The organism is Rhizobium sp. YTUHZ044 (genome assembly GCF_051123975.1).
Classification (GTDB): Bacteria; Pseudomonadota; Alphaproteobacteria; order Rhizobiales; family Rhizobiaceae; genus Rhizobium.
This window is the reverse complement of record NZ_CP101426.1, coordinates 644,790-666,322: the sequence shown is the minus strand read 5'-3', so window position 1 is coordinate 666,322 and position 21,533 is coordinate 644,790. Positions and strand designations below refer to the sequence as shown.

The following is a 21,533-nucleotide window of genomic DNA, read 5'->3' as shown; positions in this document are numbered from 1 at the left end:
GACAGGAAAATCGAAACAGCCATGCTCCATTCTCACGATCAATCCAACTCGACGATCGCAACGGTCCGCGATGTTCGGCAGGCCGATGCGATCTGTTATCGAAGAGACGGAAGCGGGCAGCTTCGCATCGCTACCATGTCACCGTTCATCTGCTGCACGTCGTCGAGGCGAGATGCGGCACAGCCTGGCTTGGAGGCTCTGCTTTCCAGGCTGGAAGGCGTGGTCGTTTGAAGCTCGGCTTCACCAAATCGCTGTCGAGACTGTTGACGACGCGACGGCGAGCCGCACGCTTGTTGGAGAAGGCATGGCGTCCGCTTCGCCGCAAGCCATCCAGGCAGGAGCGACCGAGGCTCCAGACGACCGCCGCATTCGGCAGCAACCCCGGAAGGCTGGTCATGAAGAGCTTCGTGCCCGCCGATCTGCCAAGCAAACCGGCCCTTGTGGTGGTGCTTCATGGATGCCGGCAGACGCCGGAAAGCCTGGACGCCGCCAGCGGCTTCTCGAGACTGGCGAGCGAGAGAGGGTTCGTGCTGATTTACCCGCAGCAGACCCACGCCAACAATGCTCATAAATGCTTCAACTGGTTCCGTCCGAGCGAGGTCGCTCGCGATCGCGGCGAGGTGCTTTCTATCAAGCAGATGATTGACCATGCGCTCAAACGACATCGAGCCGATCGCACGCGCGTTTACATTGTCGGCCTTTCTGCCGGCGGCGCGATGACAGGTTCATTGGTCGCCAACTATCCGGATATGTTTGCAGGTGCCGCCATCGTCGCCGGGATGCCGGTTGGCGCGGTGCGCGATGCAATGTCAGCGCTGCGGGCGATGAAGTCCGGCGCGGCACTGCCCCGGGATGGCTGGGGCGCCAGGATTGCCGAAATCTCCCCCGGCCAACGCTCCTGGCCGCCGATCAGCATCTGGCAGGGGACTGCGGATCGCACGGTAAACCCGGCAAATGCGAGGGCCTGCGTCGATCAATGGGTTGAAGCGAACGCTGTCGATCGAAGCAGCGCCCGTGTCGAGAAGAAGCCCTGGGGCGAGTTGTCCTCCTGGAACGCCGGAGGTGCACGCCCGGTATCGCTCTATTCCATCCATGGCATGGGGCACGGTCTTCCCGTCAAGAGTCGAAGGCCGACCCGTTCAGGCTCGACAGACCCGTTCGTGCTGACAGCGGAGATCTCGGCTCCGGTGGAACTGATGCGTCTGTGGCGCCTGGCAAGGCGGTAAGCACGCCTGGCCACTCCAGGCGATCTCACCATCGGGCGCTGGGTCTTCCTGCAACGAGTGCTATATTCAATTTCGGTCGTTGCACCTGAGACGAACCGGGAAAGGAATTCTCGATGGGAGAACAGAAGCGCCCGCTGCAACCTGGGAACACCGCGCCCGCCTTCGAGCTCGCCTCGGCCAATTTCGACGGGACGGTCTCTTTGGCCGATTTGAGCGGCCGGCCATTCCTGATCGGCTTCTTTCGCGGGCTGCACTGCCCGTTCTGCCGGCGCCAGCTCGAGCAGCTTGCCGGCATAGAGCCCACCCTCAGCGCCGCCGGGGTGAGGACCGTGGCCGTTATCAACACGCCGGTGGAGCGCGCTCGCCTGTATGTCCGCCACCGTCCGACGCCGGTGACGCTGCTGTGCGATCCCGACTGCCGCACGCATCGCGCCTATGGTGTGCCGCATGCCGAGTTCCTGCCCGAGGGCAGCAGCGAGCAGCCCGAATGGCCTTATACCGCGACGATGGCGCAGTTCCAGGCGGCGCGCATCAACCCCATGGGTGTGTTTCCGGAACCGATCCAGCCGATGGAAGCCAACACGGTGCTCAACGCCAGGGACGGCTTCGTGCTTGACGAAGCCGATCAGGCGATCTTCGCCAAACACCCTACCCAGCTCGTCGGTCACTTCCTGGTCGATCAGAACGGCACCATTGCCTGGGCACAGATGGAGGCGCTGGACGGACCCAGCAGCCTTTGCATCTTCCCGACGGCGACGGAGATCATCGCTGCCGTGGGCGAGCTTGGGCGCTAGGCTGCAGCGTTATCGGTTGGTGGTCGGATGATTGCCGGCGTCTTTGGCGGCCCGCAACAAGGGGGCCGGTCTGCCGCGCCTATCCCGGCTTTGCTGGGCTCGGGGCGTTTGCTTCCACCTCTCCTCCCTCATTCCTGTGCTCGTCACAGAATGAGGGAGGAGAGCTAGGCAATATCGCAGGACCGTCGAGTTTGCGGCACGGTATGCGGGTCGCGTTCGCCGCACCCTCTCCCGGCCCTTCCATTGGGCTCAGGGCGTTCGCCGCTGCAATCGATTCACTGGATCGATTGCTGCCGCCTTTGGCGGCATCGGAACAGGGGGCCGCGTCTGCCGCGCCCTCTCCCGGCCCTTCGCTTGGGCTCAGGGCGTTCGCTGCTGCAATCGATTCACTGGATCGATTGCTGCCGCCTTTGGCGGCATCGGAACAGGGGGCCGCGTCTGCCGCGCCCTCTCCCGGCCCTTCGCTTGGGCTCAGGGCGTTCGCCGCTGCAATCGATTCACTGGATCGATTGCTGCCGCCTTTGGCGGCATCGCGGCTCACCCACCCGCAATTCCCAGGAGTTCGGAGTCGAGCGCCTTCAGATAATCGCCGGCGATTGCGGCGCTGAGGCCGAGGTCGTGCTGGCCGTAGCGGGAGGCGACGCGGATGTCGACGAAGGTGGTTTCGGCCTCTTCGCGCAGCCGGATGACCATATCGAAGCGCAGGCCGAGGATCAGCGTGCGGGTGGTCGCCTGCAGCGTCACGCCGTTGGCGCCGCGGATCAGCTTGGCGACGTCGTCGTCATAGGGACGCGGCGTCGGCACGGGAATGATGCCGGGCGCGTCGGTCACGGCGTCGTCGTCGGGGTCGGGCTTTGCCGGCCTGTCCTCGAGATCGCGATCCGGCTCGCTCGTGCCAGTGCTCCTGACGATCGTAAAGCCGCTCTGCTTGGCGACCTTGCGCACCGCCTCCAGCACGCGGTCGAGAGCGCCCTCATAGCGCCGGCCGGTCAGTTCGGGATAGGCCTCCATCTGCTTCTCGCGATCCTCCGGCGTCACCAGCGGATTGCGCTTCAGCCAGATCTGGTCGGATTTCGGCGGCGACAGCCAGTCGGGCGCTGCGACCGGATCGGTGGAGACATCGTAGATCGCAGGCAGGCTGAGGTAGCGCTCCGCCGCCACGGCGCCGATGCCAAGCGGAAAGGCGGCATAGATCAGCGCCGCCAGTGCGGCGAGCCCGCCTTCGGCCCCTGATACCCAGAGGCTGCGCAGGCCGACGGCGGCGAGCAGTGCTGCAAGCAGCGCGCCGCCGGCGGCGGCGATCAAAAGCAGCACCAGATAGGGGGTGGCGAGCCCGCCGAAGCGGTGGGCGATCAGCACGGCGAGCGCCAGAACCAGGGAAAATGCCCCGATCAGCCGCGAAGCGTAGGCGGCGTTGGAAACGGGACGGTCGTAACGGATGGGCATCAAACTTACCGGTTGCTCGTCAGCGCCGCGCCATCAACCACGCAAATCGCCTTCTCCCTGTTTAGAGCATGATGCCGAAAAGTGTGAAGCGGTTTTCGGACGACATCTTGCTCTATTTCTTTGATTTAGATTCGGATTCAGATTTAGAGCCTTTCCGGGTTAGATTGAAGCATTCTGTTGGCTCAAACGGAGTCGGATGGTCGACCGGCCGGCGCGTGGCGTACCCAGCTCTACGGCCAAGCCGGCCGGTCGATCAGCCGGCCCGTTTCAGCCAACCCTCCCGCAGATTTGTCTGGCAAATCTGCAAGACTTTGGAATCGCCGGACGCACTTATCGCTTCGCCATGGCGAAGCGGTGCGGCCGGTGGGCCGGGCATCTTTCCGCCAGGACAAAGGCGATCGGCTCGGACGTACCGAGGGGTATGTCCGTCGCCAATCGCCTTTGTCCTGACGAAAATCTGCTCCGGCAGAATGCTTCAATCTAGCCCGGAAAGACTCTAGGCCGGGCCGGCCTAAAATTATCCGGATCTGGGGCAAGATTCGGCTGAATTGAAACTGTTGTCTCGGAATCAGATGGAATTCAGCGAAGACCGCCGGGCAATCGACCGCCGACTTCATAAGCCCTTGCTGATATGTCAAAAAAAGGCCATTCTGCCGCGGTTTCATCTCCAGGGTCACGGACAGGAGAGACGGGATGATTTCACCCGAGATAGCAGCAAGGCCGCAGGCGTCTGCGCTTGGCGGGATCGATCACACCGAACCGACGCTGCCGATGGAGCTCGTCGAGCTCGAACTTTCGCTCGAAGGTTATGCCGGCGGCGATGCCGGCTTCTGCGAGGCGGTGCGCCAGGCAGCCGGCCGTTCCGGCGGCGAACTGCTGTTCGACCTGCCGGCCGCCGGCCTGATCGAGGATTGTCGCCGCATCGCCGTCCTGCGCATCCCCGATGGCGAGGGCATGCGCGTCGTGCTGGCGCTGCTCGATCAGAACGGCACCGAGATCCGCATGCAGGCGCCCGACGAGGACACTGCCCATCTGGTGCGCTTCGCCGATGCCTTCATCGAGGTGCTGGAGCGGATCTGAGCGTCCGTCTCGGTTCTAGCGCCGTTCGACCGCCGCTTCCGCCAGGCTGCGGAAGGGAAATTTGCGGCCGCACTCGCATTTGATCATGAAGCTTTCCTGGTGGTTGGAAGCCCGCTGCACGCCAAAGCCGCGCGGCAGCTGATCGACCTGGAAATCCGGATGCTTGCGCTTGGGATCATCGATCTCCGAGGCCTCGGCAAAACCCGCATTGCCGCATTGCGGGCAGTTCAGTTTCTTCGAAAATCGATCGCGGATGGCCATGCTCGGTTCCAGTGTTTTCGGCCTCCTCATACAGAGGAATGCCCCTTGTGCATAGGTGGGTGGCGAAAGCGGAACCATCTTCCGGCGGTGCCGTTCCTTTTGGAAAGGAGGCGATCATGCCGAACAGAGATCCGATCCCGACACCGACGACCGATACACCGCGCGGGCCGACGCCGACACCCGGCATTCCCGACCGCATCCAGGAAAAACCGCCGCTGACCCCGGCCCAGGACCCGGGCGACACGAAGAACCCGCAAGACCCGCCGCTCGATCCGGCGCTGCTGCCGATCGGGGATCCCGCCGGGGCGGCGTGAAGATGGCGAGAGGCGTTGTCCTCGCTCTCGACGGCTTTTTCTCGTAAGTAACTGAAGCCGCGTGCTTGGTTGTGGATTCCAGGGTCAAGCACCCTGGAATGACGGAGTGTGGGGTTGGCGATGTTGCCAAACGCACCGCCGGCGCAGCTTGGGAGCCGGCGCGGTTTTTGGGATGTCGCAATGCCGCGGCTTGTGCAACGACGCATCCGCCGAAGGTTCCTCACCGCTGCTCAACCGATGCGTCGCGGCACCACTTTGCGCGCTGGCGCACGTATGGGTCGCGGCACCACCTCTCTTCCGCGCTGGCGGCTTATGCATCCCGGCACCACCTCTCCTCGCGGTGAGCCGATCTTTCGCGCGACCACCTCTCCTCCGTCTTTTGACCCTGGGATCCACGCGGCTGGCACGACAGACGACGCAGCCGGCATCACCACAGCGTAAGATAGAGATCGTCCCACTCGGGATTCATCGCCTCGACCAGGTCGATCTTCCATTGCCGGTTCCATCGTTTCAATGATTTCTCGCGCTGGATGGCGCTGCCGATGTCCCAATGCTCCTCGTACCAGACGAGGCGGGGTGCAGCCATATTTCCAGGCAAAGCCCGGTGTCAGTCCTTCGCGATGCTCATGGATGCGGCGCTCCAGATCGGATGTCACGCCGATGTAGAGGGTGCCGTTTTTCTGGTTGGTGACGATGTAAACATATCCTGCCATGTGGGCAGAGTGCTTGGCTGTGGATCCCAGGGTCAAGCCCTGGGATGACGGAGTGTGGAGTTGGCGTTCTCGCCAAACGCACCGCCGGCGCAGCCTGTGAGGCGCCGCATTTGCCGTAGCCAGTGTGGCGCCGCGTCTGCCGAAGCTTCATCGCTGCCGCCGAGCCGATGCGTCCCGGCACTACCTCTGCCGCGCGCTGGCGGGCTTATGTGCTGCGCCACCACCTCTCCTCCGTCATCCCAGGGCTTGACCCTGGGATCCATGCGGCTGACACTGCGGGAAGATTGACTGAGGCCGCATGCCGGGGCTGATCCCAAGGCAGCTCAAGGGCGAGCATGACGGAGCGTGGGATGCGCAGGAGAAACCATTCCCGGCCTGGGCCACTCGGCAAGGGACGAGCGGTCGCTTGACGCCCTCGCCCGAATGGCTTTTCCTCAGGGAAAAGCAAGGACCAAACCAATGCGCATCGCCCTTCTCCTTACCCTCCTCGGCCTTTCCGCCTGCCAGACGATGACGCCGGAGGAGCGGCGGGCGGCCGATGAGCAGAAGTGCCTGAATTATGGTTTCCGCCGCGGCACCGACGCGTTTGCCACCTGCCTGCAGCGCATCGATCTCGACCGGCGGGCCGAGTCGCGGGCGCAGAGTGCCGAGTTGATGCAGAGCATGGCCTGGGATCTGAACGGACCCTATATCTATCACGATCGCTGGCGGTACCATCACTGACGTCGGCGCTGCCCGGTCCTACATGTTTTCCGAAATCACCGCCTGCGCCGCCGCCAATCTGGCGATCGGCACGCGAAACGGCGAGCAGGAGACGTAGTCGAGGCCGATCGTTTCGCAGAAGCGGATCGAGGCGGGGTCGCCGCCATGTTCGCCGCAGATGCCGAGCTTCATGTCGTTGCGGGTGCGCCGGCCGCGTTCGGCGGCGATGCTGATCAGCTCCCCCACCCCATCGAAATCGAGCGAGATGAAGGGATCGTGCTCGATGATGCCCTTGCGCTGATAGGTGGGGATGAAGGCCGACGCGTCGTCGCGTGAGATGCCGAAGGTGGTCTGCGTCAGGTCGTTGGTGCCGAAGGAGAAGAATTCGGCGGCCTCGGCGATCACATGGGCGCGCAGCGCCGCGCGCGGCAGCTCGATCATCGTGCCGACGAGATAATCGATCTTCATGCCGGCTTCGGCCATGACATTGCCGGCGATGGCGTCGATGCAGGCCTTGACGTAATCCAGCTCGGAGCGCAGGCCGACCAGCGGCACCATGATCTCCGGCACGACGGCCGCCCCGGTCTCATGCGCCGCAGCCACCGCCGCCTCGAAAATGGCGCGGGCCTGCATCTCGACGATCTCGGGATAGGAGATCGCCAGCCGGCAGCCGCGATGGCCGAGCATCGGGTTGAACTCGTGCAGCGCATCGACGCGCTGGCGCAGCGCAAGCGGCTCCAACCCCATGGCGAAGGCGACCTCGGCGACCTCGTCGTCGGTCTTCGGCAGGAATTCGTGCAGCGGCGGATCAAGCAGGCGGATCGTCACCGGCAGTCCGTGCATGACGGTGAAAAGGCCGGTGAAATCCAAGCGCTGCATCGGCAGCAGCTTGTCGAGCGCCAGCCGCCTGCCCTTCTCATCCTCGGCCAGGATCATCTCGCGCATGACATGGATGCGCTCGCCCTCGAAGAACATGTGTTCGGTGCGGCAAAGGCCGATGCCCTCGGCGCCGAAGGAGCGGGCGGCGCGGGCATCAGCCGGCGTATCGGCATTGGTGCGCACCGTCATGCGCCGGGCGCGGTCGGCCCAGCCCATGATGCGGCCGAAATCGCCCGACAGTTCCGGCTGGATCATCGGCACCTCGCCCTTCAGCACCTGGCCGGCCGAACCGTCGATGGTGATGATATCGCCCTTCTTCAGCGTCACGCCGATGCCGAGCAGGCGCTCGTTGCGTTGATCGATGCGCATGGTGCCGGCGCCGACGACGCAGGGAATGCCCATGCCGCGGGCAACCACCGCCGCATGGCTGGTCATGCCGCCGCGGGTCGTCAGGATGCCTTCGGCGGCATGCATGCCGTGAATATCCTCCGGGCTGGTCTCGACCCTCAGCAGAATGACCTTGCGGCCCTCGGCTTCCGCCTCGACCGCCTCTTCGGCGGTAAAGACGATGGCGCCGGTCGCCGCCCCCGGCGAGGCCGGCAGCCCGGTGCCGATCACCTGGCGGTTGACGCGCGGATCGATGGTGGGATGCAGGAGCTGGTCGAGGCTCGAAGGTTCGATGCGCAACACCGCCTCCTCCTCGGTGATCACTTTCTCGTCGACCATGTCGACGGCGATCTTCATCGCCGCCCGGGTCGAACGCTTGCCCGAGCGGGTCTGCAGCATCCACAGCTTGCCGCGCTCGATGGTGAATTCGATATCCTGCATGTCGCGGTAATGCATCTCGAGCTCGGTGCAGATGCGGGTGAGCTCGCGGAAGGCCTCCGGCATCAGCTTTTCCATCGAGGGCTTGTCGGAGCCGGAGGAAAGCCGCCCCTCCTCGGTGATGCTGTGCGGCGTGCGGATGCCGGCAACGACATCCTCCCCTTGCGCATTGACGAGGAATTCTCCGTAGAGCGCCTTCTCGCCGGTCGAAGGATTGCGGGTGAAGGCGACGCCGGTCGCCGAGCTGTTGCCGAGATTGCCGAAGACCATCGCCTGGATATTGACCGCCGTGCCCCAGCCTTCCGGGATGTTGTGCAGCTGGCGGTAGGTGACGGCGCGCGCGCTCTTCCAGCTGGAAAAGACGGCGCCGACCGCACCCCAGAGCTGGACTTCCGGATTCTGCGGAAACTGCTGTCCCAGCTCCTCTTCGATCAACCTTTTGTAGAGGGAGACGACATGCTGCCATTCGGTGGCGCTGAGCTCGGTATCGAGTTCGTGGCCGAGCTTGGCCTTCTCGTCCTCCAGGATTTCCTCGAAGGCGTCGTTGCCGAGGCCCATGACGACATCGGCATACATCTGGATGAAACGGCGGTAACTGTCCCAGGCAAAACGCGCGTCGCCGGCATCATGGCCGAGCGCCTGCACGGTCTCGTCGTTGAGGCCGAGATTGAGCACCGTGTCCATCATGCCGGGCATGGAGACGCGGGCGCCGGAGCGCACCGACAGCAGCAGCGGCTGGCTGGTGGAGCCGAAATGGCGGCCGGTGATCGCCTCGATCGCCGCTATGCCGTCGCGCACCTCGGCCTTCAGCCGGTCGTCGATATGGCCGCCATTGCTGTAATAGGTGTTGCAGGCATCGCTGACGATCGTCAGTCCCGGCGGAACGGGAAGGCCGAGAGCGCACATTTCAGCAAGATTGGCGCCCTTGCCGCCGAGCATCTCGTGGTCGCGCGCGCCACCCTCCGCCTGTCCGTCGCCGAACCTATAGACCCACTTGGTCATCTTCCCCCCAACTCCAGATCGGGATCAGCGTGATCCCTCGGCTGTCGACGACCCTCGCTCTTTTCTCGGCGTCATCCTCGCCCCTGTGGCGAGGATCTGCTGCGTGTGACCGGTCGCAGATGCTCGGGACAAGCCCGAGCATGACGAAAGAGAAGAAGGCAGTGTCGTCAGCCTGACAAATCAGCTTAATGCCTTGGAGTTGAAATGAAAATCGACAAATGCGGCAAAAATGCTGCGTCGCACAATAATTTTCGCGAGAGTGGCGGCCGAAGGCATGCAAACCGCACCCGATCTGAAGAAGGCATAAAAAAAGCTTTGCGGGACTGCAACAATGTCCCGCAAAGCCTTGTTTCCGTCCGGCCAGGAAAACCGGACGGGGGGTCCCTCAACCCAGGACGGTTCATGGAACCACCCTGATCTTCGTGTTCGGCAATACCTCAGGATTTCCCGGGATTGCTCAACACCTCCCGGGTCTTTGCCCTCTACCCGGAAAGCGCATCGCAAATTCGACAATACGCAACGTTGACCGCCCGCTTTTCAGCAAAGTCATCAGGTTGCGTTGAAACAACTTCTAATGCAAGTCAGAGAAAAGAGCATCATCCAAATGGGGTACGGACCGCAAGACAGCCGACCTTTTTTGGTGTTTATCACTGAATGCGGGAAAATTGCGCGCGATTTGTGCACAGTCCGGCTGGAGTTCGGGTTTTGGCCGGCCGATGAGCAACCGCCTCGTCGTCGATGCGACCCTCTCGAAATGCGAGGCAGATCCTGCGCCGATGGCAGACAGCCGTTCCCGCAAAAGCTGACGCCGGACGGCGGTGAATGTCGGAATCCCGTTTGGCCGCACGTCTTCAATGTGGACAAGCGATGGAGAAAGCGATGACGATCACCATTACCGCCTTTGAACGTTCGCCTGATCGGGGCCGGGGTCTCGCGCGCGACATGCGGGTTCGCTGGGCGCTCGAGGAAGCGGGCCAACCTTATGAGGTTCGCCTCGTCTCATTCGAGACGATGAAGCAGCCGGCGCATCTGGCGCGTCAGCCTTTCGGGCAGATCCCGACCTATGAGGAAGGCGATCTTACCCTGTTCGAATCCGGCGCGATCGTCCTGCATATCGCCGAGCGTCATGGCGACGGCCTGTTGCCTGGGGATAGCAATGGCCGGGCGCGGGCGATCGCCTGGATGTTTGCCGCGCTCAATACGGTGGAGACGCCGATCTTCGAGCACAGCCTCGCCAGGATCCTGGAGCGCGACGAACCCTGGTACGAAAAGCGCCTGCGTTCCCTCGAGAGCAGCATCCGCAAACGACTGGACAGCCTTTCTGCCCATCTCGGCGATGCCGACTGGCTCGACGGCGCCTTCAGCGCCGGTGACCTGCTGATGGCCTCGGTGCTGCTGCGGCTGAAGTCGTCAAACATACTGGACGATTATCCCAGCCTTGCCGCCTATGTCGCCCGCGCCGAGGCGCGACCGGCCTATCAGCGCGCCTTCGCCGCGCAGCTGGCGGTCTTCCAGGCTGCATCGGGCGGCTGACCAGGGATCATGGGGGGTGAACCGCTTGGACGGAAGTAGTCATTGATTGCTTCGTGTTCTGGCGTTTTCGTTGGTCGAGATACGCAGGAGTTCAATATCCGTGCAACGTCCCGGGCTGGGAGATCGGTGGGGGGCTGCCCCTCAACCGCAACTACCTCTCGTCCTTCGAGCCCGGTTCATTCTCTCCTCTGCCAACCCAAGCACCACCCTTCCCGCCAGCCCGGCATCACCTCTCCTCCGTCATCCCAGGCCTTGAGCCTGGGATCCACGGCCTGGCGCTGGTGGATGCCGCATGGATCCTCGGGTCAAGCCCGAGGAAGACGGAGGATAGGGTGACAGCCGCAGCAAAATAGCGGCGGACCGCCAAATACCAATTCGGTGGCGCCCGTGTGTCTGTCCGCGGCCTCCTGCCGCGTCCCGCGTTTCCGGCCGGTCCCTTGCCTCAATCCCATCACCCTGGGCCCTGAGCCTGGTCTCCGCGGCTCGCGCGGACGCCTTCAGGCGATTTCGCGCAGGCGTTCGGCCGTCTGCAGGTCGACGGAGACGAGGGTGGAGACGCCCTGCTCGGCCATGGTGACGCCGAAGAGGCGGTTCATGCGGGCCATGGTGATCGGATTGTGGGTGATGATGACGAAGCGGGTTTCGGTCGATGCCGCCATTTCGTCCATCAGGTTGCAGTAGCGCTCGACATTGTGGTCGTCGAGCGGCGCGTCGACCTCGTCGAGCACGCAGATCGGCGCCGGATTGGTGAGGAAGACGGCGAAGATCAGCGCCATCGCCGTCAGCGCCTGCTCGCCGCCCGACAGCAGCGTCATGGTCTGCGGCTTCTTGCCGGGCGGCCGCGCCAGGATTTCGAGGCCCGCCTCCAGCGGATCGTCGGATTCGATCAGCTGCAGCTCGGCGGTGCCGCCGCCGAAGAGATGGGTGAACAGCCGCTGGAACTGGCCATTGACGACGTCGAAGGCGGCGACCAGGCGCTCGCGGCCCTCGCGGTTCAAGCTCTGGATGGCGCCGCGCAGCTTGCGGATCGCGTCGATGACGTCGTCGCGCTCCTTGATCAGGGCTTCGAGCCTTTCGCTCAGCTCCTTCTGCTCCTCGTCGGCGCGCAGATTGACGGCGCCGAGCCGTTCGCGCTCCATCTTCAGCCGCTCCAGCTCGCGCTCGACCTCGCGCGGATCGGGCAGCGCCTGCATCGGCTGCAGGCCGGCAAGCCGCAGCGCCTCATGCGGCGGCACGTTCAGCGCCTCACGGATGCGGGCTTCGCTTTCCTGCCGGCGCTCGCGGGCAGAGACGAGGCGCTCCTCGGCGCGGCCGCGGCGTTCGCGGTATTCGGCAAGCTCGGAAAGCGCGGTCGCCGCCTTGTGGTCGGCGTCGCGCTGGATGCGTTCGGCTTCGGCGAGCAGATCGCCGGCGTTGCGGCGCGCTTCTTCGGCCTTCTGCAATTCGCTGAGCAGAGCGCGGCGCTTGTCGTCGAATTCATCCGGCGCCATTTCGAGCTCGGCCGCCTCCTCGCGCGCCTCTTCCTCGCGCTCGCGCAGTGTGGCGACATGATCCTCGCCACTTGCCGCCCGCTGGCGCCAGGTCTCGCGCTCCTGGCCGATCGCCATGATGCGACGCTGGCGGGCCTCATTTTCCCTCGCCAGGCTTTCGTGCCGGGCGCGGGCCTCGGCGAGCGCGCCGCGGTCGGTCGCAACCTCCGCCTGCTGGAAGCGCAGCCGCTCGTCGATCAGCGTGAGATCAGGCGCATCCTCCAGCTCGATGCGGGCATTTTCTTCCTGAACGCCGATCTCCTCCAGTTGCGTGCCCAACTGGCTGGCGGCCTCGCTGACGACGTCGCGGCGGCGGATGAGATCGCCGGAAGCGCGCTCGGCCGCAGCCAGCGCCTCGCGCGCCTCGGCGAGATGACGCGCCGACAGGCGGCTCATGTCGCGGGCTTCCGCGAGCCTGCGTTCCTCGATGCGGATGGCTTCGGCGGCGGCTGCCTGCCGTTCCTCGGCCTCGGCAAGCACGTCGCGGGCAATCGCCACTTCACTTTCCAGTTCGGCCAGGCGGTTCTTTTGGGCAAGGCGCAGTGCCGCGGCACTCGGGGCATCTGCGCCGGTGACATGGCCGTCCCAGCGATAGACGGCGCCCTCCTTCGTCACCAGGCGCTGGCCGGGCTTCAGCGCCGCCATCAGCGACCGCGCGTCGCCCTCGCCAACCATGCCGATCTGGCGCAGCCGGCGCGTCAGAGCGGCGGGTGCGCTGATATGGGCGATGAGCGGCGTCACGCCCGGCGGAAGCGCCGGGTCGGCGGCGCCGTCGCCATTGACAGACCAATGGGCCGGCGCCTCGGCATCGAGCGGGGATTCCAGATCGTCGCCGAGTGCCGCACCCAGCGCCGTCTCAAAGCCGCGATCGACCTTCAGCTCCTCGGCAACCGGCGGAAACTTGCCGGCGGCCGCACCGGCGGCAAGCATGCGGGAAATGGTGCGGGCCTCGGTTTCCAGCGCATTCAGGGCGGAGCGGGCCTGATCGACCGGCGCGCGCGACAAGGCCTCGGCCTGGCGGGCGGCGGCGAGCGCCCGTTCGACTGTCTGGGCCGCGGCTTCGGCATCGGCCAGCGCGATTTCACCGGCCTCGACGATCGCCCGTTTTTCATCGGGATCGGCCAGGCCTGATATCTTCTCTGCGATGGCCGACAATTCCGCATTCGCCTCGTGCATCTGGCGCTCGAGGCGCATGCGGCGGTCGGCGAGATCGCGGATGGCGCGCTCCAGCTGGTTGCGGCCGGCGGCGGCTTCCGCCCGCTCGGCCGTCAGCTGGGTGAAGATGCGCTCGCTGTCGGCGAGCTTCGCCGCCGCCCCTTCGAAGGCTTCGCGGGTCTCCTCGGCAAAACGGCCGGAATCGGCGAGGATTTGAGAAATCTCGGCCTCTTCGGCGTCGAGCTTGGCGAGGATGACGGCATTGTCGGCGACCAGCCGTTCCTCGCGGCGGATATCTTCGGCCAGCTGAGCGAGACGGCGGGTCAGCTCGTCGCGGCGGCGCAGGATGCGGCCGGCATCCTCTTCCAGCTGGCTTCTGGCGATCTGCAGGCGTTGCAGGGCGGCAGCCGCACGCGCCTCGCCCTCGCGCAATTCCGGCAGCTTCAGGCTGGCAATACCCTGCTGCTTGGCCGCCTCCATCTGGATCTGCGCCTTTTCGGCGACGATGACGGTTGCCTGGTTGAGGGCGCTGTCGGCCTCGGCCTCGGCCTCCTTGGCCTGCACCCAGCGGATATGCAGGAGCATCGCCTCGCGGGCGCGGATATCGGCCGACAGCGTCTTGAAGCGGTTGGCCTGGCGGGCCTGACGCTTCAGGCTCTCGATCTGGCTTTCGAGCTGCGAGGTGACGTCGTCGAGGCGCTCGAGATTGGTTTCGGCGGCGCGCAGCCGCAGTTCGGCCTCGTGGCGACGCGAATGCAGGCCGGAGATGCCGGCCGCCTCTTCCAGGAGCTGGCGGCGGGCCTGCGGTTTTGCCTGGATCAGCTCGCCGATGCGGCCCTGGCCAACCATCGAGGGCGAGCGGGCGCCGGTGGAGGCGTCGGCAAAGAGCAGCTGCACATCCTTGGCGCGGCTTTCCTTGCCGTTGATGCGATAGAGCGAGCCTTGTTCACGCTCGATGCGGCGGGTGACCTGGATCTCGTCGCTGTCGTTGAAGGCGGCGGGTGCGGTCCGCTCGCCATTGTCGAGATAGAGCGCCACCTCGGCGGTGTTGCGGGCCGGGCGGTTTCCCGAGCCGGAAAAGATCACGTCGTCCATGCCGGAGGCGCGCATGTTCTTGTAGGAATTCTCGCCCATCACCCAGCGCAGCGCCTCGACGAGATTGGACTTGCCGCAGCCGTTCGGTCCGACGACGCCGGTCAGCCCCCGTTCGATGATGAATTCCGTCGGCTCGACGAAGGATTTGAAGCCGACCAGGCGCAGCTTGTTGAACTTCATGCGGAAATATCCACGGCAGGAAGCCCCGCCCGCAAACTGCGCTGAAAACAAAAAACGGGCGCACGGCTTTCGCCGTCGCCCGCTGTGGTCGAACGGTCCGGTTCAGATGAGGCTGTCGATGAGCTTCGACATGGTGTCAACCGGCATGTCTCCAGAATAGCGCTTGCCATTGATGAGGAACGTTGGCGTGGCGTTGACGCCGAAATCCTTGGATCCCCTTTCCCGCGTGGCGTTCACTTCATCCAGAAGCTTCTGGTTCGTCAAGCATTTCGTGAAGCTATCCTCAGTAAATCCGGCAAGCTTCGACATCTGCAGCAGTGCGGCGCGGCCGTCATCGGCGGCGGCCCAGACCTGCTGCTGCTTGAACAGCATCGAAACCATCGGGAAATACTGTTCCGGCGTGCTCAACTGCTCCGGATTGGAGGAACTGCAGCGGGCGAGCATGAAGGCGGCTGCGGCACGCGGATCGAAGGGGAATTCGCGGATGATGAACTGCACCTTGCCGGTATCGACGTATTTCTGCTTGATCGTGTCGAAGGTGGTGTTGTGGAAATGGGCGCAATGCGGGCAGGTCATCGACATATATTCGACGATCTTGACCGGCGCGTCGGCCTTGCCAAGCGCCATCTCGGGCAGCGCGCCGGGCTTCAGCACTTCGGCCATGTCGACATCGCCGTCGGGCTGGGGCATGTCCCCCGCCGAGGTGGCCGCCGTCTGCATGGTATCGACATCGGTGCCGTCGGCCATGGTCTTGCCGGAGGACGAAGCATCGGCAGCGTCCTTGCTGTCGTTGCAGGCGACAAGCGCTGCGGCAGCTGCGGCGATGGCGATCCCACCCAGGAGGCGGCGTTTCGTCAGTTGCATTTCGGACATCTGCATGGGTTCCCCATAAGTAATGAGAGTGACGGCATGATTGTGCGATATAACGGCTGGCAGCCGCCTACAAGGCACGGTTGGCCAACTTCCTTCAAAGAATTGTGACCGTGATGGGACCGCCGGACAAAATTGCTATCGGTCAGCTCCCGGATTTCATCGATAGACATCACGGCGATTGCCAATCCGCACGATGAGGATTCGCACGGTTCCATCGTCGATGCTTGCGATCACCCGATAGTCCCCGATGCGGTACTTCCAGAAGTCCCCAAGTTCAGATCCTTTAAGCGCCTCTCCGATGGATCGTGGATCGTCCAGCTTGGCAACGCGATCATTGAGAAACCGGAGGATTCGGCGAGCCGCCTCATGTCCAAGCTTCTCAAGCTCACGCTCGGCTGCCCGGTGAAACTCAATTCTCCAAGCCATGACGTGCCATCAGCTCGGCCAGCGGCACTGTATCGCTCTCACCTCGGCGAAGCTCTTCGAGGCGCTTTTCGGCGAGATAGACATCCTCGAGATCATCGAGATGTTCGAGAATGGCTTGACGCGCGTAGAAGCTCTTGCTGCGGCCCGTGCGCCTGGCAAGCTCATCGAGGCGTGCTTCGATTTCAGGTGGCAACCGCAAGGCCAACATGATTTTTCTCCTGTCTGCTATACAAATATAGCACCCGAAGCGTTCGGTCACCAGTCTCCTCCCGGAAATCTCGCTGATGCGATTACGCAATGCGAGCCCTATACGTCGGTCTCGGGCAGAGTCGAATTCCTTGTGACCCGCGAGCGTGTTGAAGCAGGATCAAAAAATTACACGCCCGTAGGACGCCTCGGTCGCCAGAAGCGGACAAACTTCCACTCAGATTTGCTCATCAGCGCCCTCTTCCCCGCTTGCCCATCACCGCAGTTCCCAAGCGCTGGATCGCCTGACGCAGCTTGTCGCCCTCGATGCCCTCCATCATGCCTTCGAGCTTGCGCGCGGCCTCGCCCTTCAGCGGCGCGGGCGGGCGGGAGCGGCGGACGGCTTGCGACACCGGCTTCTGGACGATGCGGATCTGGTGGACGGCGGCGAAGCCGAAGAAGCTGTTGATGCGCTGGATAAGTTCGCCCTGGGCATGGGTGAGGAAGAGCGCGCGCGCACCTTCGCAGGCGATCGTCAGCACGCCGGGGCGGAAGCTGCCGTCATCGCCGCCGCCGCGGGCCCAGGCGATCTTTTCCGGCCGGGTGCAATCGGCGAAATCCTCGCCGGCGATTTCGCTCCACGAGCCGAGTAGCGCCGTGTTGATGCCGGCGCGGCGCGCCAGGACCGGATCGATCAGCCCGTTCGCCAGTTCGGAAATCTGCTTCACATCTTTGCGTGGATAACTCATCGAAACCTTTGAACGGCGTCACGAATTGGTGCGGCCGACTTGATCGCGCGGCGTTGCTTCGCCAAGTATAGGGCCTTCCCCCCATTGCGGCAAATCATGACGACCACGACACTCGACACGCCCTCGGCAAAGCCCCTCCTCGACTGGTACGACCGCCATCACCGCGACCTGCCCTGGCGCGTTTCGCCCGGCATGGCGGCGCGCGGCGTCCGCGCCGATCCCTATCGCGTCTGGCTGTCCGAAGTGATGCTGCAGCAGACGACGGTGCAGGCGGTCAAACCCTATTTCGAGAAGTTTCTCGAGCGCTGGCCCGAAGTCTCCGATCTTGCCGCAGCCGAAAACGAGGCGGTCATGGCCGCCTGGGCGGGGCTCGGCTATTATGCGCGGGCCCGCAATCTGAAGAAATGCGCCGAAGCGGTAGCTAGGGAACATGGCGGCGTCTTTCCCGACACCGAAGAGGGACTGAAATCGCTTCCCGGCATCGGCGATTATACCGCTGCCGCCGTCGCCGCCATTGCTTTCAATCGGCGGGCCGCCGTCATGGACGGCAATGTCGAGCGGGTGATTTCAAGGCTTTATGCCATCGAAACACCGCTGCCGGGCGCCAAGCCGCTGATGAAGGCGAAGGTGGCGCTGCTGACGCCAGCGGCTCGGCCCGGTGATTTCGCCCAGGCGATGATGGATCTCGGGGCGACGATCTGCACGCCGAAGCGGCCGGCCTGTTCGCTCTGTCCGTTTCGCGATGCCTGCCAGGCGCTGAAGCTTTCCGATCCCGAGCTCTTTCCGGTCAAGGGGGCGAAGAAGGACAAGCCGGTTCGCCAGGGCGCGGCCTTCATCGCGGTGACCGCAGAGGGCGAGATCCTGCTCAGGCGGCGGGCCGATAGCGGCCTGCTCGGCGGCATGACCGAGGTGCCGACGACGGGCTGGACGGCGCGCATCGACGGCGAGACCTCCGTCACCGCCGCCCCCTTCGAGGCGGCCTGGCAATCCTGCGGCACCGTCATCCATGTCTTCACCCATTTCGAACTCCGGCTGTCGATCTGGCGGGCGGCGATCGCTGCAAAGCCGAAGCCGAATGCTGGCGTGGATGACGGATGGTGGGAACCGGTTACAAATCTTGAAGCGCAGGCCTTGCCGACCGTCATGAAAAAAGCGATCGCAGCGGCTATTCCTCTCGCGTTCAAAACATCCAGGGCATAAACATGACCATCGAAATAAGGCATATCGTTTTCGACATCGGCAAAGTTCTCATTCATTACGATCCCAATCTTCCCTTCGCCCGCCTCATTCCCGACGAGGCCGAGCGCAATTGGTTTTTCGCCAATATCTGCACCCATGACTGGAACGTCGAGCAGGACCGCGGCCGCACCTGGGCGGAGGCCGAAGCGCAGCTGATCGAAGCGCATCCGACGCGCGAGGAGCACATCCGCGCTTTCCGCAAATACTGGCACGAGATGGTCCCGCACGCTTATGAGGAGAGCGTCGCGATCATGGAGGGGCTGATCGACGAAGGCCGCGACGTGACCATGCTCACCAACTTCGCCTCCGACACTTTCCGCGAGGCGCAGCAACGTTTCCCGTTCCTGACGAAACCGCGAGGCGTCACCGTTTCCGGCGATGTCGGCCTGATCAAGCCTGACATCGCGATCTATGAGACGCATACGAAGAGCTTCGGCCTCGATCCCGCCGCGACGATCTTCATCGACGACGCGCCGGCGAATGTCGAAGGCGCCAAGGCCTTCGGCTGGAACGCGGTGCGGTTTTCGGGCGCGGACAAACTGCGCAGCGATCTCGCTGCCTACGGCGTGAAGGTGTGAGAGCCATGGCCTTCGACCCGGCAGAGGAAATCGAACGCTTCCACGCCGCCATCAACGCGCTGGATTTTCCGGCGATCGAGGACTATTTCGCCGAGGACGCGACCTATGTCTCGAACGGCGTCGGCAGCCTCTCGGGGCGACCAGAGATCATGGCTGCCTTCCGGCGCTATTTCGACGATTATCCCGATCAGACGGCGGAGAATTCGCTGGTGGAAAGCCTGACGCCCCTCTCCGGCCGCGCGGTCTGGTCGCTCAGCGCCACCCACAGCCGGACCGGCAAACCGCTGCTGCGCGAGGGCGAGGAAACGATCACCTTCAATGAAGATGGCCGCATCACGCGGGTCGAAGTCACCGACTATCGCCAGTTCTGATCATTGCGCTTCCCAGCTCAAATAGAAGACGCCCGAGGCTTGAACCCCGGGCGCCTTGGTCTTCTTCCGCAACTGGAGGAAACCGGAAGAAGTTATTTCGATCCGCCAGAGCATCATGCCGAAAAGTGTAAGCGGTTTTCGGACGACATCATGCTCCAATTATCTGGTTTAGGTGGTGCTCACTCGACCTTTGCCAGATCACTGCGGATGACGGACCTGAGCTCGTCGATCGGGCGCAGGGACAGCCCGTCTTCGAAGTGCCAGAAGGTCCATCCGTTGCAAGCATCGAGACCCTGCACCTTGGCGCCGAGACGATGAATGGAGCCGGCCTCGCCGCCTGATGCCACCGTGCCATCGGCGCGCACGATCGCGCTGTAGCGGCGCTTGGCGTCAGTCAGCACCTGGCCGGGCTTGATCAGGCCGCTTTCGACAAGCACGTTGAAGGCGACGCGCACCTCGGCCTTCTTGCCGGTCATGACGGTCAATTCCGCCTTGCCGAGCGGCTCGACGGCGGCGATGCGGGCGGCGGCCGCATCGATATAATCCTGCTCGCGCTCGATGCCGACGAAGTGGCGGCCGAGGCGCTTGGCGACGGCACCCGTCGTGCCTGAACCGAAGAAGGGATCGAGCACGATATCGCCGGGCTTGGTCGAAGCCATGATGACGCGGGCGAGCAGCGCTTCCGGCTTCTGGGTCGGATGCACCTTCTTGCCGTCGTCGCCCTTCAGCCGCTCGCCGCCATTGCAGATCGGGAACAGCCAGTCCGAACGCATCTGCACGTCGTCATTGGCGGCCTTCATCGCGTCGTAGTTGAAGGTATAGCCCTTGGCCTTGGCGTTGGGGCTTGCCCAGATCATCGTCTCATGGGCGTTCTGGAAACGGCGACCCTTGAAATTCGGCATCGGATTGGTCTTGCGCCAGATGATGTCGTTCAGGATCCAGAAGTTCAGATCCTGCAGCGTGGCGCCGACGCGGAAGATATTGTGATAGGAGCCGATCACCCAGATCGAGCCCGTGGGCTTCAGCACGCGGCGGCAGGCGAGCAGCCACGCACGGGTGAAGGCGTCATAGGCCTCGAAGGAGGCGAATTGATCCCATTCGTCGTCGACCGCGTCGACCAGCGACTGGTCGGGACGATGCAGCGTTCCGCCGAGCTGGAGATTGTACGGCGGGTCGGCGAAGATCACGTCGACGGAGTGGTTGGGCAAGGCTTCAAGGGCGCTCACGCAGTCGCCCTTGATGATGGTGTCAACCCAGGAGTCCGTCTTGACGGAGGCCTTCAGGTCGGCAAGCGGAAAAACTGACGCCATTCTGATACTCACTCATACGCTTTACGCTTAACTCTCCGTTATGGTTACCCAACTTAGTTACCAAAGCCTGAAGCGATGACTGATTTCGGGAATTTATTGTGGCGGCTGGTGAGCAGAGGGATGTAGTTGCCGCCATCCGTCCGCGCTTGACGCAGTTTGCTTCCCGCTCTCGCTGAGCCTACCAAGCGCTCACTCTGACGCCCTCTTGAACCCAGACGTATTCTGTCTCGCAAAGAAACAAAAACGCGATCGTAATCCAGCAGGAACGTTGTCAGCCATTGCCCTAAATCGCTAAACCATCACGGATTGGGAGAAATGTGAGCTTTCTTCGGACCCGGCAAAGGTAGGCAAAATGCGTCGCGGGGCGCGTGATCCATCATGGCAACATACGAGTCGAAATCGGGAATGATCTTGAGCTTGATGGCGAGTCTTACGCAGGTTTCCTTATCTCTACGTGTTTTCAAACAGCTATCAACGCGTTGATAATCAACCTGAGTCTCGACATTTGCGAACATCTCTTGCGGATTTGAATCAAGGCTTAGCCCATATTTGTCAAATCGCGCGTTCACTTCCGGGTCTCTCCAGTTGTAGAGCTTGAGGGCGATCACATGATTGATCAGATGGCTCTGGAGGGCGTTTTCCGGCAGTGGAAAATAAGTAGGCGGAACAAGCGCTCTATAGGGAATGACGACGAAAGCGATATCGCTGAGTGTCTTCTGGTCTCCCTGTCTGGCATAGTGCCACAGTTCTTTCCATGCCTGGGCACAATCGCCGCGATCAAGCAACCCCGCACCTTTGTCTCAAGTGGCGTCAACTTGGTACCTTTGGCGTTGACGATGGTCGGCGCAATTAAGACTGCGGTTGTAAAGACGATCCATTTGTACTGGCTTAATAAAACTTTTCTTTTAATACCCACAGGAACCGGCCCCACACGCGCGGAATAAATACAACTTGCTGCTGAACTGCCTTTATGTTGCGATTCTTGTCAATCGTCATCATTGCGTACTTTTCTCCCTTCCCGCTCTCGCGGCTCAGGGCGTGGCGCCGGGAACACGCGCTGCCGCGAA

At 63.3% G+C, this 21,533-nt stretch carries 20 protein-coding genes and 1 pseudogene; 9 read left to right on the top strand and 12 right to left on the bottom strand.

The features are described from left to right. Positions 1–145: 145 nt before the first annotated feature. Positions 146–397, bottom strand: coding sequence for a hypothetical protein (locus NL154_RS03180; RefSeq protein WP_247241674.1), 252 nt, complete (start codon positions 395–397; stop codon positions 146–148). Between NL154_RS03180 and NL154_RS03175 the strand changes: the two genes are divergently transcribed. Together NL154_RS03175 and NL154_RS03170 are read left to right on the top strand one after the other, a co-directional pair. Continuing rightward, positions 294–1,226, top strand: a complete 933-nt coding sequence (locus tag NL154_RS03175) for an extracellular catalytic domain type 1 short-chain-length polyhydroxyalkanoate depolymerase (protein WP_434734139.1) — start codon at positions 294–296, stop codon at positions 1,224–1,226. The two genes, NL154_RS03180 and NL154_RS03175, sit on opposite strands and share 104 nt — an antisense overlap. A 113-nt stretch (positions 1,227–1,339) precedes the next feature. Beyond that, complete coding sequence (locus tag NL154_RS03170; protein WP_210628881.1) at positions 1,340–2,020, top strand: peroxiredoxin-like family protein; 681 nt, start codon at positions 1,340–1,342, stop codon at positions 2,018–2,020. A 537-nt stretch (positions 2,021–2,557) separates the two neighbouring features. On the opposite strand, the gene NL154_RS03165 is transcribed toward NL154_RS03170, so the two are convergent. After that, the gene (locus NL154_RS03165) at positions 2,558–3,466 is read right to left on the bottom strand and encodes a DUF1499 domain-containing protein (protein WP_210628882.1); all 909 of its coding nucleotides are present in this window, start codon (positions 3,464–3,466) and stop codon (positions 2,558–2,560) included. Positions 3,467–4,159: 693 nt separating this feature from the next. Between NL154_RS03165 and NL154_RS03160 the strand changes: the two genes are divergently transcribed. Beyond that, the gene (locus NL154_RS03160; RefSeq protein ID WP_221122535.1) at positions 4,160–4,546 is read left to right on the top strand and encodes a hypothetical protein; all 387 of its coding nucleotides are present in this window, start codon (positions 4,160–4,162) and stop codon (positions 4,544–4,546) included. A gap of 15 nt (positions 4,547–4,561) precedes the next feature. On the opposite strand, the gene NL154_RS03155 is transcribed toward NL154_RS03160, so the two are convergent. Continuing rightward, on the bottom strand, positions 4,562–4,807 hold the full coding sequence (locus tag NL154_RS03155; RefSeq protein ID WP_221154215.1) for a hypothetical protein: 246 nt from the start codon (positions 4,805–4,807) through the stop codon (positions 4,562–4,564). A gap of 116 nt (positions 4,808–4,923) precedes the next feature. Between NL154_RS03155 and NL154_RS03150 the strand changes: the two genes are divergently transcribed. Continuing rightward, a complete protein-coding gene (locus NL154_RS03150; RefSeq protein WP_029531594.1) occupies positions 4,924–5,121 on the top strand; it encodes a hypothetical protein in 198 nt (65 codons plus the stop codon). Positions 5,122–5,548: 427 nt separating this feature from the next. Here the strand turns inward: NL154_RS03150 and NL154_RS03145 are convergent. Beyond that, positions 5,549–5,834 (bottom strand): annotated as a pseudogene (locus tag NL154_RS03145) (GIY-YIG nuclease family protein). A 459-nt stretch (positions 5,835–6,293) separates the two neighbouring features. Here NL154_RS03145 and NL154_RS03140 point away from each other — a divergent pair. Beyond that, the gene (locus NL154_RS03140; protein WP_221154217.1) at positions 6,294–6,557 is read left to right on the top strand and encodes a hypothetical protein; all 264 of its coding nucleotides are present in this window, start codon (positions 6,294–6,296) and stop codon (positions 6,555–6,557) included. A gap of 18 nt (positions 6,558–6,575) precedes the next feature. Here the strand turns inward: NL154_RS03140 and ppdK are convergent, their stop codons facing one another. Next, positions 6,576–9,242, bottom strand: a complete 2,667-nt coding sequence (gene ppdK, locus NL154_RS03135) for a pyruvate, phosphate dikinase (protein WP_210628885.1) — start codon at positions 9,240–9,242, stop codon at positions 6,576–6,578. Between the two features lie 879 nt (positions 9,243–10,121). Here ppdK and NL154_RS03130 point away from each other — a divergent pair. After that, a complete protein-coding gene (locus tag NL154_RS03130) occupies positions 10,122–10,775 on the top strand; it encodes a glutathione S-transferase family protein (RefSeq protein WP_221122533.1) in 654 nt (217 codons plus the stop codon). Positions 10,776–11,272: 497 nt separating this feature from the next. Here NL154_RS03130 and NL154_RS03125 read toward each other — a convergent pair whose 3' ends face one another. The 5 genes from NL154_RS03125 to NL154_RS03105 all read right to left on the bottom strand — a co-directional run bounded on the left by NL154_RS03125 (position 11,273) and on the right by NL154_RS03105 (position 16,968). Next, entirely contained in the window at positions 11,273–14,734 is a 3,462-nt protein-coding gene (locus tag NL154_RS03125) for a chromosome segregation SMC family protein (protein ID WP_434733549.1), read from the bottom strand. Positions 14,735–14,836: 102 nt separating this feature from the next. Next, the gene (locus tag NL154_RS03120) at positions 14,837–15,607 is read right to left on the bottom strand and encodes a DsbA family protein (protein ID WP_434734138.1); all 771 of its coding nucleotides are present in this window, start codon (positions 15,605–15,607) and stop codon (positions 14,837–14,839) included. A 156-nt stretch (positions 15,608–15,763) separates the two neighbouring features. Continuing rightward, a complete protein-coding gene (locus NL154_RS03115; RefSeq protein ID WP_221122530.1) occupies positions 15,764–16,033 on the bottom strand; it encodes a type II toxin-antitoxin system RelE family toxin in 270 nt (89 codons plus the stop codon). Next, positions 16,017–16,241 carry a type II toxin-antitoxin system RelB family antitoxin gene (relB, locus tag NL154_RS03110; RefSeq protein WP_210631686.1) on the bottom strand — a complete coding sequence of 75 codons (225 nt, stop codon included), beginning with the start codon at positions 16,239–16,241 and terminating at the stop codon, positions 16,017–16,019. Before relB ends, NL154_RS03115 begins: the two co-directional genes overlap by 17 nt. 229 nt (positions 16,242–16,470) lie before the next feature. Beyond that, positions 16,471–16,968, bottom strand: a complete 498-nt coding sequence (locus NL154_RS03105) for a DUF721 domain-containing protein (protein ID WP_210628890.1) — start codon at positions 16,966–16,968, stop codon at positions 16,471–16,473. Between the two features lie 96 nt (positions 16,969–17,064). Here NL154_RS03105 and mutY point away from each other — a divergent pair, with 96 nt between their 5' ends. The 3 genes from mutY to NL154_RS03090 are packed head-to-tail and all read left to right on the top strand — an operon-like array spanning position 17,065 to position 19,156. Beyond that, complete coding sequence (gene mutY, locus NL154_RS03100) at positions 17,065–18,168, top strand: A/G-specific adenine glycosylase (RefSeq protein WP_210628891.1); 1,104 nt, start codon at positions 17,065–17,067, stop codon at positions 18,166–18,168. Between the two features lie 2 nt (positions 18,169–18,170). Continuing rightward, positions 18,171–18,785, top strand: a complete 615-nt coding sequence (locus NL154_RS03095; RefSeq protein WP_210628892.1) for an HAD family hydrolase — start codon at positions 18,171–18,173, stop codon at positions 18,783–18,785. A 5-nt stretch (positions 18,786–18,790) separates the two neighbouring features. Then, positions 18,791–19,156, top strand: a complete 366-nt coding sequence (locus NL154_RS03090; protein ID WP_210628893.1) for a nuclear transport factor 2 family protein — start codon at positions 18,791–18,793, stop codon at positions 19,154–19,156. Positions 19,157–19,335: 179 nt separating this feature from the next. Here the strand turns inward: NL154_RS03090 and NL154_RS03085 are convergent, their stop codons facing one another. Both NL154_RS03085 and NL154_RS03080 read right to left on the bottom strand, forming a co-directional pair. Further along, positions 19,336–20,466, bottom strand: coding sequence for a site-specific DNA-methyltransferase (locus NL154_RS03085; protein WP_434733548.1), 1,131 nt, complete (start codon positions 20,464–20,466; stop codon positions 19,336–19,338). 299 nt (positions 20,467–20,765) lie between these two features. Beyond that, positions 20,766–21,251, bottom strand: a complete 486-nt coding sequence (locus tag NL154_RS03080) for a hypothetical protein (protein ID WP_434733547.1) — start codon at positions 21,249–21,251, stop codon at positions 20,766–20,768. Positions 21,252–21,533 lie beyond the last annotated feature (282 nt).

Excerpts from the sequence above, each read along its gene's own strand:
- NL154_RS03180 (WP_247241674.1), bottom strand. The coding sequence starts at position 397 with ATGACCAGCCTTCCGGGGTTGCTGCCGAATGCGGCGGTCGTCTGGAGC.
- NL154_RS03170 (WP_210628881.1), top strand. The coding sequence starts at position 1,340 with ATGGGAGAACAGAAGCGCCCGCTGCAACCTGGGAACACCGCGCCCGCC.
- NL154_RS03165 (WP_210628882.1), bottom strand. The coding sequence starts at position 3,466 with ATGCCCATCCGTTACGACCGTCCCGTTTCCAACGCCGCCTACGCTTCG.
- NL154_RS03160 (WP_221122535.1), top strand. The coding sequence starts at position 4,160 with ATGATTTCACCCGAGATAGCAGCAAGGCCGCAGGCGTCTGCGCTTGGC.
- NL154_RS03155 (WP_221154215.1), bottom strand. The coding sequence starts at position 4,807 with ATGGCCATCCGCGATCGATTTTCGAAGAAACTGAACTGCCCGCAATGC.
- NL154_RS03150 (WP_029531594.1), top strand. The coding sequence starts at position 4,924 with ATGCCGAACAGAGATCCGATCCCGACACCGACGACCGATACACCGCGC.
- NL154_RS03140 (WP_221154217.1), top strand. The coding sequence starts at position 6,294 with ATGCGCATCGCCCTTCTCCTTACCCTCCTCGGCCTTTCCGCCTGCCAG.
- ppdK (WP_210628885.1), bottom strand. The coding sequence starts at position 9,242 with ATGACCAAGTGGGTCTATAGGTTCGGCGACGGACAGGCGGAGGGTGGC.
- NL154_RS03130 (WP_221122533.1), top strand. The coding sequence starts at position 10,122 with ATGACGATCACCATTACCGCCTTTGAACGTTCGCCTGATCGGGGCCGG.
- NL154_RS03125 (WP_434733549.1), bottom strand. The coding sequence starts at position 14,734 with ATGAAGTTCAACAAGCTGCGCCTGGTCGGCTTCAAATCCTTCGTCGAG.
- NL154_RS03120 (WP_434734138.1), bottom strand. The coding sequence starts at position 15,607 with ATGTCCGAAATGCAACTGACGAAACGCCGCCTCCTGGGTGGGATCGCC.
- NL154_RS03115 (WP_221122530.1), bottom strand. The coding sequence starts at position 16,033 with ATGGCTTGGAGAATTGAGTTTCACCGGGCAGCCGAGCGTGAGCTTGAG.
- relB (WP_210631686.1), bottom strand. The coding sequence starts at position 16,241 with ATGTTGGCCTTGCGGTTGCCACCTGAAATCGAAGCACGCCTCGATGAG.
- NL154_RS03105 (WP_210628890.1), bottom strand. The coding sequence starts at position 16,968 with ATGAGTTATCCACGCAAAGATGTGAAGCAGATTTCCGAACTGGCGAAC.
- mutY (WP_210628891.1), top strand. The coding sequence starts at position 17,065 with ATGACGACCACGACACTCGACACGCCCTCGGCAAAGCCCCTCCTCGAC.
- NL154_RS03095 (WP_210628892.1), top strand. The coding sequence starts at position 18,171 with ATGACCATCGAAATAAGGCATATCGTTTTCGACATCGGCAAAGTTCTC.
- NL154_RS03090 (WP_210628893.1), top strand. The coding sequence starts at position 18,791 with ATGGCCTTCGACCCGGCAGAGGAAATCGAACGCTTCCACGCCGCCATC.
- NL154_RS03085 (WP_434733548.1), bottom strand. The coding sequence starts at position 20,466 with ATGGCGTCAGTTTTTCCGCTTGCCGACCTGAAGGCCTCCGTCAAGACG.